This window comes from Prevotella pallens ATCC 700821 (assembly GCF_000220255.1).
Taxonomy (GTDB): Bacteria; Bacteroidota; Bacteroidia; order Bacteroidales; family Bacteroidaceae; genus Prevotella; species Prevotella pallens.
The window spans coordinates 1348372-1362416 of the sequence record NZ_GL982513.1 but is presented as its reverse complement, the minus strand read 5'-3'; the positions used below and the strand labels follow the sequence as shown (position 1 = coordinate 1362416).

The window sequence follows — 14045 nt, the reverse complement described above, 5'->3', positions numbered from 1 at the left end:
TAAATTAAAAGATTACAGATATTATAAGCCATATATCTTAAGCTGAATAAATATATTTTGCGTATTACAGTATAGACTCATAACAGGTGTAGTTTTTTGTGATATCTAATTTGTTACTGATAGACGTCTGAAACGAAACTCATAGATATCTGTAACGAGACTTACAGATATCTGAAACAAAAGTAACAAAATTAGGAATATTCTATTTGTTTTATACGTAAATAATAGATGCGACTAATAAATCTTCCACTATATTCTTATTAAGTCTACATAGTCGATATACTAGATTGATTATATAGGCGTATACAATTTTAAATTGGTTGTTTAATATTCTTCATACTCAAACCTATTCTATTTCGCTTAGAATCTATCTCTATAACCTTAACATATACGTGTTGATGCAAATGTACAATAGTGTTAGGATTAGAAACAAACTTACTATTTAATTGTGAGATGTGTACAAGCCCATCTTGGTGAACCCCAACATCTACAAAGACACCAAAGTTTGTTATATTAGTTACTATTCCAGGCAATTCCATACCTTCTTTAAGGTCTGCAATTGTATGCACAGATTTATCGAATTCAAATTCTTTCAGCTGTTCACGTGGGTCTCGTCCAGGTTTTTCTAATTCGTGTAAAATATCATTCAGTGTTAGTAAACCAACTTCGGTTGATACAAATTCTTCTAGGTTGATATGTTCTAACAGTTTCTTATTGTTTATAAGTTCCTTTACTGTACAATTTTTATTTTTTGCCATAGCTTCAACAATATGATAGCTTTCAGGGTGTACAGCCGAATTGTCGAGTGGATTCTTTGCGTTTGGTATTCGTAAAAAACCTGCACTTTGCTGATATGCCACTGTTCCAAGTCGAGGAACCTTCTTTAGTTGTGTACGCGATGTAAAAGCACCGTGTTCTTTTCTATAATCAACTATATTCTGTGCTAATACTGAACCCAATCCACTAACATACATCAATAAGTGTTTTGATGCTGTATTAAGATTCACACCTACTTGATTCACACAGCTTTCTACAGTTAAGTCTAAAGAACGCCGTAGTTCAGCCTGGTCTACATCGTGCTGATACTGTCCGACGCCAATACTTTTAGGATCTATCTTCACAAGTTCTGCCAATGGGTCTATTAGTCTCCTACCTATAGATACGGCTCCTCTTGTTGTTACATCTTCATTAGGAAATTCTTCTCGCGCAATAGCAGAAGCCGAATAAATAGAAGCGCCATCTTCGCTTACGACAAATACTTTTGGAGTTTCTTTTCCAGCTTCAGATAAATGTGTTATACAATCGGTAACAAAGTCTTTCGATTCTCTACTCGCTGTTCCGTTTCCTATAGCTATCGCTTCTATGTGATATTGATTTATCATACGCATCATAGCCACTGTTGCCTGTGCGTAGAGTCGCTTTGGTGGATGTGGATAGATTATCTCGTGATGCAACAGACTTCCTTGTGCATCTAAACAAGCTATTTTGCAACCATTGCTATAACCCGGATCAAGAGCCAAAACTCTTTTCTGACCGAGTGGAGCAGACAGTAACAGTTGGCGCAAATTCTCAGTAAATACCTTTATAGCGTCCTCATCGGCTTTCTCTTTACTTAATCGGGCAAATTCATTCTCGATGCTTGGATTAATTAAACGTTTAAAACTATCTTCAATAGCTTCAGCTACTAAAGTTTGGCAAGCCCCTTTACCATGTACAAACTGCCGATTCAATCGTTCAATACAATCCTTTTCATCTATCGAAATGCTAACACGCAGTATTCCAAGAGTTTCGCCTCTTCGCATAGCTAATAGCCTATGACTGTTGCAGCTTCGCAATGGTTCTGAAAAATCAAAGTAGTCAGAAAACTTCTGTGCCACATCAGTACTTTTCATCTTTTTTATAACCATAGAAGATAACACAGCCTCTCGCTTATACATATTACGCACAGTATTCCGTGCCTGCTGGTTTTCACTCACCATTTCGGCAATAATATCTTTTGCTCCTTGTAGCGCTGCTATCTCGTTGTCCACATTCCCTCTTACGAAACGCTTACTTGCAACTATTGGATTCTGTTCTTTCTGCATCAATAACAACATAGCCAATGGCTCAAGTCCCTGTTCGCGTGCTATTTGAGCTTTAGTTCTTCGTTTGGGCTTAAATGGCAAATACAAGTCTTCCAACACCGTATTATCCCAACAATTTGCAATTTTATTTTCCAAATCGTTGGTAAGCTTTCCTTGTTCACCTATTGTTCTTAAAATAGTATCCTTACGTTTATCTATTTCTATCAGACGCACGTTCATTTCTGCAATATGTGTAATTTGCAGCTCATCGAGGTTTCCCGTACGTTCCTTTCGATATCTTGCAATAAAAGGAATAGTACAGCCTTCTTTCAATAGCGTTAATGTTGCATCAACATTTCGTTCAGGTAAATTAAGCGTTTGTGCTATATGTTTTGTATATGTGTTCATTTTCTAACTTTTGGTTGGATGCAAATTTACATAGAAATCTTGAAATATAGGAGTATTTACTTACACTAAGTAACTCTTATATGATATATTTCTAATTAGTAGTATGTGGTATATTGTGGCTACCAAAAAGTTTCCATCTTATATTACTTCACCTATTCTGTCTACGCTAAAATGGTTATGTAGAGTACTTCTTTTGTATTTTAGAAATGAAAGATAGTGAAGTGGGAATAATGCTAAAAGTTATTACAGTAATTGTATTTCTATACGCTCAAACAATAGAGCTATGCAAACTAAATTAACTCTCTAATTATATTTTGTAGCTACATTCCTTTTCTATTTATTATTTTATATCTACCTTTGTATTATAAAAGCTAACAAGATATAACTATTTATGAAAGTAGGATTATTTATTCCATGCTATGTTGATACTTTATATCCAGAGGTAGGCATTGCCACTTATAAACTTCTACGTGGGTTGAACCTTGATGTAGAGTATCCAGAACGGCAGACTTGTTGTGGACAACCAATGGCGAATGGTGGTTTCCAACGTATGTCGAAGAATTTAGTTGAAAAATTTGAAGATGTGTTTAAGGATTATGATTATATAGTAACTCCAAGTGTTTCATGTGCAGCTTTTGTACAGTTCAACCACCCACAACTTCATAAACATAAATGTTCTACACCAGAGAAAACGTTAGAGTTGGTGCAATTCTTACACGATGTCTTAAAAGTTAAGCAGCTTCCAGGAAAGTTTGAACATATAGTTTCAGTTCATAATTCGTGTCATGGAGTACGCGAGCTACGATTGAGCTCACCATCAGAAGAACATATTCCAAGATATAGCAAGATAGTAGATCTTCTAAGTCTAAAAGAAGGTATAACGGTAAAAGAACCAGAACGTATAGACGAATGCTGTGGATTTGGCGGTATGTTTGCTATAGAAGAACCAGATGTAAGTAGCCGTATGGGCGATGATAAAGTAAAACGCCACATAGCTACAGGTGCTGAATTTATTACTGGACCAGACTCATCTTGTTTAATGCACATGCAAGGAATTGCACACAAAAAGCACTACAATATTCAATTTAAGCACATTGCTGAGATTTTAGCAGCTGGTATTTAGGTTATAACGAAGAAAGAATAGAGATGGCAACAAGTCATGCAAAGAAAGCGGCAAAGTTTATATCAGACCCCGAAAGAGTAACCCGACACGACCAAACGTTTTGGGGACTTAGAGAAAAACGAGATATACAAGCAGCAATGCTTCCCGAATGGGAAGATTTAAGAGAACATGCGAGCGAGATAAAGGAGCACACACTAACACATTTGGCTGATTATCTAGACGAATTCTCAAGGAACTTAGAGAGCAATGGTGTTATTGTTCATTGGGCAAAAGATGCCCAAGAATTTAACGAGATTGCATACAGCATATTAGCAGAGCATAATGTGAAGAAGCTGGTGAAGTCTAAATCGATGCTAACTGAAGAGTGTGAAATGAACAAATACCTTATAGCAAAAGGTATTGATGTTGTAGAAACCGACTTGGGTGAGCGCATATTGCAGCTGATGAACTTAAAACCTGCACACATAGTGGTTCCAGCAGCTCATATTACACGCGATGAAGTTGGTGAATTGTTCGAGAAAGATGGTATATCAAAGGATATAGGTAATCACGATCCCACCTATCTAACACAATGCGCACGCTATAGTCTACGGCAAGAATTTATAGAAGCGGATGCTGGTATGACGGGCTGCAACTTTGGTGTAGCTTCAACGGGCGATTGTGTGGTGTGCACAAACGAAGGAAATGCTGATATGAGTACTTCCATTCCAAAACTGCATATAGTGTCAATGGGTATAGATAAGGTTATTCCAAACTATGATGCACTGGCTGTGTTCCAACGCCTATTAGCCCGAAGCGCAACCGGACAGCCGTCTGTATCCTTTACTTCTCAGTTTCGTAAAGCTCGTCCAGGAGCAGAAATGCACGTTATTTTGGTAGACAACGGACGAAGCAATATTATAGCAGACCAATTGCACTGGCGAACAGCTAAATGCATTCGTTGTGGTGCATGTATGAATACATGCCCTGTTTATCGCCGTTCAATGGGCTATTCATACAATTATTTTATTCCTGGACCAATAGGGATTAATCTTGGAATGGTACACAATCCGAAAAAACACAGTGGAAATGTTTCAGCTTGCTCACTCTGTTTAAGCTGCGACCTTGTTTGTCCAGTAAAAGTGGCACCTGGTAGCCAAATTTATTATTGGCGTCAAGCGTTGGAGGGATTTGGTACAGAAAATAAAGAGAAAAAATATATGTCGGTTGCAATGACCGAACTATACCAACACCCTGCAATTTACAGCGTTGCTACAAAATATGCGCATTTCGCTAATATTATCCCACAAAAAATGATGGATGTAAAACTGAATACATGGAGTGTGGGACACGATATGCCACACTTCCCTAAGAAAACATTCCATACACTTTATAAACAAATGATGGAAGAAGAAAAAGAGAAAGAGAAGGGAATAAAATAATGTATTATGGTTTCATAAACGAAGACCAAGATGAAGAAAGAAGAATTACTCGATAAATTACGTCGTAACATCACACAGCAATTCGATATGCCAACCAAACCAGTACAAGGAATTGTTTATATCGATGTCGTAAAAGAGTTCATAGGTATGTCTAAGACAGTTGGCTCAAAGGTAATAGAGGTGAAGAAAGGAGACAACCTAAACGTTGTAATAAGGGAAGCCTGTCCCAATGCAAAAATATTTGCATCGAACGTAGAGGGGATTGAAGCTGATTTAAATCCAGATACTATCGCTTCTGCAGCCGATTTAAATGGAACAGACGTAGGCATTATACAAGGAGAGGTTGGAGTTGCAGAAAATGGTTGTATATGGATACCGCAAACAATGAAAGAGCGCGCCGTATGCTTTATTTCAGAAGAATTAGTCATCTTGCTCAGTAAAAGCAATGTTGTTAATAATATGCATGAAGCTTACAAACGTATAAAGATAACTAATTATGGATATGGTGTCTTTATTTCAGGACCAAGCAAGACTGCTGACATAGAGCAAGCATTAGTAATGGGTGCACAAGCAGCTCGTGGTGTTACGGTTATTCTTATAGAATAAGTAAAGTAGTATAGAAAGAAATAATTCAGCGCACCAGTTTCTTCACAGGCATACAACGAATGGACCATATAGACAATAGGTACACAAATTTTATGTGTATATGCTGGTATGGTGAATCGGCTACTATACCTATAGAAGAGCATAATATATCTGAGAACAGTAGAAAATAGATTCGGAGATTATAAACAGCGTTTACTCTTTATTCATAAGATAAATAGACGCTCTCAGATATTTAGAAAAATATTTTAAATATAGTCATCTTTGTTTCAGATATCTGTCGCGTGCGTCACAGATATCTGTCGCATACGTCACAGATATCTGTTTGTTTCCTTTCAGATATCTATTATTTCCATATTAGATATAACGACAAGTTACAATCTTTATAACTTCATATTATAATACCTGAAATATATTTATTCAAATGAGTGTTATGAATTCTTTTATTTTGCATTGTTTTAATTCAAACTCTGTCATAAGTCTCTGAACAATAATATGTTGTTCGAGTTTATTTTGAATATAATAGAAAAACATTATAGGTACTCTCTTTTCTAAAGTCTGTTCATCTTTTTCCTACTGATTCACTATTATACCAACCAAAGGCAGACTATACATATATGTTATAACCTTATTCTCAGAGCTATATTCTACCTGTAAATCTACTTTTTTATGCGCAAAGGATAGGTAATAATAATTTCCGTTAGGTCTGCCTTTGTGGAATGCGCCTTGACATTAATGCCAAACTTCAGTCCATTGAGTGATGGGAACGAATAATTTACACCAACTCGTTCGTATATCCTTCCACCTAATTCTCTATCTATTGTACCCATTCGTCGATACAAATAACTTCCTAATGAAACATTTAGCGATAGATTATTGTAGAAAATTTCGTGTTTTCCTGCAATACCAATCGACCAAGGTTTGCAATTAATGGGATTGCCGTTGTTAAGTTCCAATTGTTCTATATGTGGTGCGTATGTGTTATAAAAAGCATCTATTCCTATACCCGATGCCCATCTACGTGCATAACGACACATTAAATTGGCTTGCAACGAATAGGTAGCATATCGCTTAAAATTTCCAGTACGATAATTGGGCTCCGATTTTGATGTACGGAATTGTGTTATTTGCCAATCTTCAACCAAAGTTTTAGCACCAACACCAACTGTAAAATCTAAGTAAAAATACTTTTTGAATGGAGTAGATTTAAAACAGTTGTGAGATCCAATGAGCGTTTCGTAATAAGGATAATAAACTATACCAATTGATGGGCCTACACTGTTTGAGCCTTTATTTGGATGATAAAGAGCACCATTGCTATGATGAACAAACTCTAAGCTTGCTCTTACTCCCCATTCTGAAGAAAATCGGTAGGTTTGATGAATACCAGCACCGAAATATATGAGGAAAGGTGTTCCTATGAAATCGTTGTCAATGTTATTATATTTATTGTACCATTTGTTTGTGTAGCCAACTCCACCGCTTAATGAATAAGAAGTTTCCCAATGTTGGTTACGATGAATAGCACGCTGAAACGTACCATACAATGAAAGAGTATTGCCTAAATGAGAATTATATGGAACTTCTTCTATTTTACTCCAAGCATAATCGGGAGAACGATGAAAACAAATACTATTGTTTAATGTATAACGTAAACCGATAGACAAAGAAGGATAATTAAAATCTTTTGCGTATAAATTATTATCAGAAGGAAGATGAATATGATTTAATTCTACAGCGATGGAGCCATTATTGTTTTCTTTTAGATATTTACGTTGATTTTTATCTAATGCGATAACTTTACTTTTCATCACACTTGCAGTAAAGCCCCAATGTTTAATTGAGTCTTTTCCAATAGTCTCTGCTTGTATTATTACATTGATACATACAATTAATAATGTAATTACATATAATCTTTTTTTTATACTCATAAAACAATTATTTGTAAGAGTCTGCCCTTCTCGATAGTTATTTTTCTCATATTCGTGAAATTATATTGCTATAACTCTTTAAATGTATCATTCTTGGAATAGTAATCTAATGCAGAGATATAATCCTTGATTGCAGGATTATCTTTTTGATCCAAAACATTCAATAATACATCTTCGAATTGTTCTCCATAGTATAATAAACTTAGATTCTCCTTAATAATAAAGTCGGGATAGATATCTTTATCATCGTCAGATACGGTTGGATATAAGTCCAAATAACAAATAAGTTCAGAAGTTAGAGTCTTCTTATGAGCATACAAACAATAATCTTCGTCCGTAAATCCATTCTCTTTGACTTCTTTAGATATTATTTCTAATATCATATTTAGCTGATAAGGCACTTGTAGATTGAGTTCTTGCATCTTTTATATCTCCTTAATAGTATATAGGATTTGATTAGAAATGTACTTTCAGAAGTATTCAGGATCTAGCAGAACCCAAATATCCGTTCCACGTTTTTGTTTGTTTGTATGGCAATCTCATTTTCTGTTGTATTATAAACTTCTGCTAATTTAGCAACAATGTGTACCAGAAACGAGCTTTCGTTGCGTTTTCCCCGTAAAGGAACTGGGGCCATATAAGGAGAATCGGTTTCAAGAACAATACGCTGTAAAGAAACAGATTTTAGTGTTTCTGGTAGGTTCGACTTTTTGAAAGTTAATACTCCACCTATTCCTAATACGAAATTATTAAATGACAATAACTCTGCAGCCTCTTTTTCGTTACCTGTGAAGCAATGAAATACGCCACCAGGCAGCTGACTCTGATACTTTTTAAGTATCTTCACCATTTCATTTTGTGCCTTCCTACAATGAATCATTAATGGCAAACGTGTCTCAATAGACCATTTTACTTGTTCTTCAAAAGCCTCCAATTGTTCTTTCTCAAATTCTCTGTTCCAATAAAAGTCTAATCCAACTTCTCCAACAGCAATATATTTACTGCTTGCAAGTAGTGTTTCTTTCATTTTCTCAAGTATCTCTTTATAATTTGCTTTCACTTCTTCTGGGTGCAAACCAATCATTGGATAAGCAAAGTCTGGAAATTGTTGACAGACATTATTTATTGATTCTATAGAACTTAAGTCGATTGCGGGCACAAATGCTTTTGATACACCAACACCTTTAGCTCTTTGTACAACATCTTGAATGTCGTCTTTAAACTCCGGTCCGTCTAAGTGAGTATGTGTGTCTATAATCATTTCTCTTTATTTTAGTTTTGTCTGCTAAATCAGCTTATTAATTTCATTTTACTCATGTCACTATAATCTTTCTTCGTTCCTTCTATAATAGTATATAACTCCGAACTTACTACATTGCTCATACCGTTCTTTCGGTGGCAGATTTGCGAAATGAGCCTCGATAACATTCCATAATTCTAAGATTAAATCATCGATAGTAGGACGCAATTCAGCCATAACCCTATTATCTCTATTGGTACGGGCTTGTAGTTTTCGCTGTGCAGTATAAGCTTCATTATATATATCGAAATGAGTTGCCACCATTCCTATTGAAGGATTATAGATGGGTTTCCCGCCTTGTTTAATTCTTTCTTTTTCTCCTTTTATAATTCTCGGTGCCCAAAGCAATACCCCATCTGCCGACTTTATATTTGGCAATGATGTTGCATCTTCGTCTAACTCATAAAGAAGTAATTTCTTTCGTTTAATTTCACCACGTTCCACCGACATTAAAAGTACTTGTATAAAATGACTAAGAAACATACAAGCGCGATATTGTAAGCCATCTATCTTCTTTGCATTTCTAGCTTGTGCCGATAACGATATTTTATATTGCTCGGTGGCTGTAAGTAAACGGTCGTGAAGTGGCTGAGCACTATTTATTAGCTTCCAATCAATGAATTTATTTCTTGCAGTATAAATATCATTGTTGTCTAATAGCGTCTTTAGAGCCTTTAGTCGGGCAGCATCAGTTTTGGGTAGACGTCTGTACGGCATAGTAAAGTCTTTTTATTAAAAATGAAAGAAACTATTTTTGTCGCTTCATCATTCTCGCTGCATATTCAGCCAATGCTTCTTTACGTTCTTTGGGTAGCTTTACTGCATTAAGAAATTTCTTTCCTTGCTCATAGTAGAAATCCATTTTTTCTTTTGCAAGTTTGTCTACACCAATTTCATTGTACAATCGTGTTACAGCTTCTATCTTCTCTTCGGTATTGAAATTTCTCTTATTTATCCATTTCTCAAGTTCAGCTCTTTGTTCAGCATTTGCTTTATTGAAAGCTGTAATAAGCATATAAGTTTTTTTATTCGAAACGATATCGCCGCCTATCTTCTTTCCGAAAACTTTAGCATCGCCATATACATCAAGATAATCGTCCTGAAGCTGGAAAGCTAATCCTATTTGTTCGCCAAACTTATATAAATTCTCTGCATCTTCTTTATTTGCATCGGCTAAAATTGCACCCATCTTTGTGGCACATGCTAACAATACACTGGTTTTGAGGCGTATCATCTCGATGTATTCTTCTACAGTAACATCATTACGCATCTCAAACTCCATATCGTATTGCTGCCCTTCGCCTATTTGCAATGCTGTCTCCGTAAATAAATATAGCACAGTCTCAATATGTTTAGTGTCGCATTTTGCTAATCGTTCGTATGCCAAGACTAACATTGAATCGCCCGAAAGTATGGCTTGATTAGCATTCCACTTCATGTGTACAGTTTGTTGTCCACGTCTTAAAGGAGCTTCGTCCATTAAATCATCGTGTAAAAGTGTATAATTATGGTAGGTTTCCAATGCGCACGCAGAAGACAATATCTCTTGCGGATCATCTTTATATAAGTTATAGCTCAACAGCATAAGTATAGGGCGTATACGTTTTCCTCCTAAATCTAATACATACTTGATAGGCGCATATAGACTTGCAGGCTTACGGTTGTACGAAAGACTATTTAAATATTGGTTTACAATCTCTAAAAGTTCATTAGATGTATACATATCGAAGTGGGTTTATATTTTCTGAATTAAATATTAGTTGCCTTACGGGCTGTTCTTTTTACTTACAAACTAAATACAATAGGTATTTCTAATAACGATTTACATGGTTTATTGTTTTGTATACCTGGTTTCCATTTACCCATTGTACGAACAACTTTAAGAACCTCTTGTTCGAAATCGGTATTTTTGGAATTCTTTATTTTTATATCGCTGACGTTTCCATCTGCATTAACAATAAAGGTTACATCTACAGTACCTTGTTGCTGAAGTTGTTTTGCATTAGCAGGATATTTTATGTTTTTTGTCAACCACACCATAAAGGAACTCCAGCCTCCTGGTGGAGTTGGTGTTTCAGATAGTATACGTTTTTTTATCTTATCATCTGAACGCTCTATCTTTTTATCAGAATTGTCTTCTGTAAATTTGTTCGTTTCTTTTTTGGCTACTTCTTCAACTTTGGTCGGATTTGGTAGTGAAGTTGCTTGTTGTGTAAGTATTGGTGCTTCATTAATATTTGGCGCAGCCGTTTTATCATCGTTTGATTCTGTGTTTCCCACTTCATGAGGTGTAACTTTTTGTGGAGTTTCACTTCGTTTTATATTAAGCATATCGTCTACTGTAGGAGCCTTATCGTCTTTTTCCTTTGTTAGATTTTGTTGATCTATTGCAGGTAACATTTCCTGGTCGTGAATTTTTAAGTCTTTCAATAAATTAGTATTTACTTCTTTTTCTTCACCATCTTGTGTTGAATATTCCATTGCAACAAAGAAAATAGACAATGCTATAATTACCCCAAGCGAAAATCCTATCCAACGCTTGTTTTCTAAATCTGCATTATTCGACTTCTTTGTTTTCACTGCTAAACACTAAATTTCGTTATACACCGTTATATATGCAAGCAATTAATTATAGAGATTAATATTGCATACACATAAATCAATAAACAAAAGTAATAAGATATTCGGAAAAAGATGTAACTTTGCCGATAAATTAAAATACATTAAATGAAAAAGTGCGTTTTCACCCTCTTTCTTGGACTCTTCTCAACAATATTGCAAGCACAAGATAGTCAGACTGAATATAATTTCTTGCGATTACCTATTAGTGCACATGCTGCAGCATTGGGTGGCAATAATATAACAATTATAGAAGACGACCCCTCACTTATGTTTTCTAATCCAGCATTGGCAGCATCTGTCAGCGATATGACAGTTGGACTTAGTTATATGAACTATATGAAAGGAGCAAATTATATGGGAGCTTCGTTCACAAAGGCAATGAGCGATAAGGCAACTTTGGCTGGTGGTATTCAGTATATGAATTATGGTAAAATGAAAGAAGTAGACGAAAACAATGTGCAGCTGGGCGAATTTAATGCAAGTGAGATTGCTGTTGAGGCTATTTTTTCATACGAATTAGCAAAAAACTTAGTTGGTGGTATTACTGGAAAATTCATTACCTCGTATATTGGAAGTTATAACAGCATTGCGGTTGGTGTAGATTTGGGTCTTAATTGGTACGACCCAGAACGTGAATGGTCGGTATCTGCTGTCGCAAAAAATCTTGGTGGCCAGGTAAAAGCTTATGATGATAATTTTGGAAATATGCCATTTGATTTGCAATTAGGTGTTAGTAAAACGTTTGCAGCACTTCCTGTTCGTGTATCAGCTACGCTTGTAGACCTTACACATTTTAATTACCGATTTATAAACCATCTGAATTTAGGTGCAGAAGTTTTACTTTCTGAAAGCTTATGGATAGGTGGCGGTTATAATTTTCGCAGAGCAAACGATATGAAAATTGGAGTTGGAGATGATGAAAGTAGCCATGGTGCTGGTTTTAGCTTTGGTGGCGGTATAAATCTCGAACGTTTTAAACTGAATTTATCGTACGGAAAATATCATGCAGCAAGCAGTTCCATTATGGTAAACTTAGCTTATGTATTTTAAATAAAATTAGATAGTATAAATACAGAATAAATGGAGAAAATAATAATAGCCATAGATGGTTTCTCTTCGTGTGGAAAAAGCACAATGGCAAAAGATTTAGCACACGAATTAGGTTATATTTACGTAGATACGGGGGCAATGTATCGTTGTGTTGCACTTTATGCCTTACAGCATAAACTGTTTCTTAAAGATGGCGAAATAAACATTCCCGAATTGGAAGCCGCAATGCCGAATATAAATATAAGTTTTAAACTTAATAAAGAAACAGGGCGTCCAGATACATATCTTAATAATGAAAATGTAGAAAATAAAATACGTACGATGGAAGTATCATCGCATGTAAGTTCTATTGCTGCTATTCCATTTGTTCGTGAAGCGCTTGTAGCACAACAGCAGAAAATGGGTAAAGATAAAGGAATTGTAATGGACGGACGTGATATAGGAACAGTTGTTTTTCCAAATGCCGAACTAAAGATTTTTGTAACAGCATCGCCAGAAGTAAGAGCACAACGCCGTTACGATGAACTTATGGAAAAAGGAATGGAGGCTGACTATAATGAAATATTGGAAAATGTAAAGCAACGTGATTATATAGATTCGCACCGTGACGTTTCACCTTTACGCAAAGCTGACGATGCCATAGAATTGGATAACAGTAATATTAGTATTGAAGAGCAAAAACAATGGCTCATAAAGCAATATAAACGCGTGTGTAAAAAATAATAGCTAATAGAAAAAGATGGGGAGATGATTTGAAAAAGAGATCTATTTAAGAAAATTTCAGTCGTACATAACAAAACACTAAGTAATATATTGTTGTTCAGACGATAATAATAATATCTAAATTGAAAGATTAGAAATAATGAAATTCATAAGCCTTTAGTTGAATGAGTAGCTCTAAAGTATTATTATATAGAAACATAAGAGTAGTGATTTCTAATGATGTCTAATTTGTAGCTAACAGATATCTAAGACGAACGTGATAGATATCTAAGATGAACGTGATAGATATCTAAAATGAGAGAAACTATATCTAGCTGTCTTTTATAAAAATCTGAGACATTCTACTTAATTAGTGAATGAACAGAAAGCATTATTTATTATTGGTGTCCGATAAAACTTTTTGTGCGTCATATCTTTTTAACTCAGAATAATAAAAAAACGAGGTCTTCCGTTAAATGCGTAGACGCCTATCATGCAGTGCATATAGTCTTAATTTGAAGTATTCTTCATTTCTGAACCCATATATCTGTCTTTTCAAAACCTTTATTTTGTTGTTAATTCCTTCTATTGTTCCGTTTGTTATATAATGGTCATACCATGTTAATATGTATGTCTTGTATGCTCTAATAGTTGATGCCATTTTCGCCAATGGCTGTATTTTAGATTCTATAGCTTGCTTTACCCATTCATCCAACACAGCTTTAGCTTTTTGCTTAGTACACTGATTCCATATTTCCTTAAGATCTTCTTTGAGATAATAGGCAATCATCAGCGGACGGTTTAGGGTCAAGGCATTCTCCA

The 14045-nt window shown here is 35.3% G+C and carries 13 protein-coding genes; 5 read left to right on the top strand and 8 right to left on the bottom strand.

The features are described from left to right. Positions 1–311 precede the first annotated feature (311 nt). Positions 312–2471, bottom strand: coding sequence for a Tex family protein (locus tag HMPREF9144_RS05285; RefSeq protein ID WP_006044867.1), 2160 nt, complete (start codon positions 2469–2471; stop codon positions 312–314). A gap of 391 nt (positions 2472–2862) precedes the next feature. On the opposite strand from HMPREF9144_RS05285, the gene HMPREF9144_RS05280 reads away from it, so the two are divergent. The 3 genes from HMPREF9144_RS05280 to HMPREF9144_RS05270 are packed head-to-tail and all read left to right on the top strand — an operon-like array spanning position 2863 to position 5621. Beyond that, entirely contained in the window at positions 2863–3594 is a 732-nt protein-coding gene (locus HMPREF9144_RS05280; protein WP_006044866.1) for a (Fe-S)-binding protein, read from the top strand. 23 nt (positions 3595–3617) lie between these two features. Next, complete coding sequence (locus tag HMPREF9144_RS05275; RefSeq protein ID WP_006044865.1) at positions 3618–5015, top strand: lactate utilization protein B; 1398 nt, start codon at positions 3618–3620, stop codon at positions 5013–5015. A gap of 30 nt (positions 5016–5045) precedes the next feature. Further along, entirely contained in the window at positions 5046–5621 is a 576-nt protein-coding gene (locus HMPREF9144_RS05270; protein ID WP_006044864.1) for a LutC/YkgG family protein, read from the top strand. Positions 5622–6277: 656 nt separating this feature from the next. Here HMPREF9144_RS05270 and HMPREF9144_RS05265 read toward each other — a convergent pair. From HMPREF9144_RS05265 to HMPREF9144_RS05240, 6 genes are all read right to left on the bottom strand, one after another. Beyond that, positions 6278–7549 carry an acyloxyacyl hydrolase gene (locus HMPREF9144_RS05265; RefSeq protein WP_006044863.1) on the bottom strand — a complete coding sequence of 424 codons (1272 nt, stop codon included), beginning with the start codon at positions 7547–7549 and terminating at the stop codon, positions 6278–6280. A gap of 68 nt (positions 7550–7617) precedes the next feature. After that, positions 7618–7971 (bottom strand): DUF7716 domain-containing protein, encoded by a 354-nt coding sequence (locus HMPREF9144_RS05260; RefSeq protein WP_006044861.1) that lies wholly within the window; start codon positions 7969–7971, stop codon positions 7618–7620. Between the two features lie 65 nt (positions 7972–8036). Then, the gene (locus HMPREF9144_RS05255; RefSeq protein WP_006044860.1) at positions 8037–8810 is read right to left on the bottom strand and encodes a TatD family hydrolase; all 774 of its coding nucleotides are present in this window, start codon (positions 8808–8810) and stop codon (positions 8037–8039) included. A 60-nt stretch (positions 8811–8870) separates the two neighbouring features. Beyond that, complete coding sequence (locus tag HMPREF9144_RS05250) at positions 8871–9566, bottom strand: hypothetical protein (protein ID WP_006044859.1); 696 nt, start codon at positions 9564–9566, stop codon at positions 8871–8873. Positions 9567–9597: 31 nt separating this feature from the next. Beyond that, on the bottom strand, positions 9598–10572 hold the full coding sequence (locus tag HMPREF9144_RS05245) for a polyprenyl synthetase family protein (RefSeq protein WP_006044858.1): 975 nt from the start codon (positions 10570–10572) through the stop codon (positions 9598–9600). Positions 10573–10634: 62 nt separating this feature from the next. After that, entirely contained in the window at positions 10635–11429 is a 795-nt protein-coding gene (locus tag HMPREF9144_RS05240) for an energy transducer TonB (RefSeq protein WP_006044856.1), read from the bottom strand. Positions 11430–11576: 147 nt separating this feature from the next. Here HMPREF9144_RS05240 and porQ point away from each other — a divergent pair, with 147 nt between their 5' ends. Together porQ and cmk are read left to right on the top strand one after the other, a co-directional pair. After that, complete coding sequence (gene porQ / locus HMPREF9144_RS05235) at positions 11577–12521, top strand: type IX secretion system protein PorQ (RefSeq protein WP_006044855.1); 945 nt, start codon at positions 11577–11579, stop codon at positions 12519–12521. A gap of 30 nt (positions 12522–12551) precedes the next feature. Next, complete coding sequence (gene cmk / locus HMPREF9144_RS05230) at positions 12552–13244, top strand: (d)CMP kinase (protein WP_006044854.1); 693 nt, start codon at positions 12552–12554, stop codon at positions 13242–13244. Positions 13245–13695: 451 nt separating this feature from the next. Here cmk and HMPREF9144_RS05225 read toward each other — a convergent pair. Next, positions 13696–14045 (bottom strand): ISL3 family transposase (locus tag HMPREF9144_RS05225; protein ID WP_006044853.1); only part of this gene is annotated, 350 nt, incomplete at its 5' end.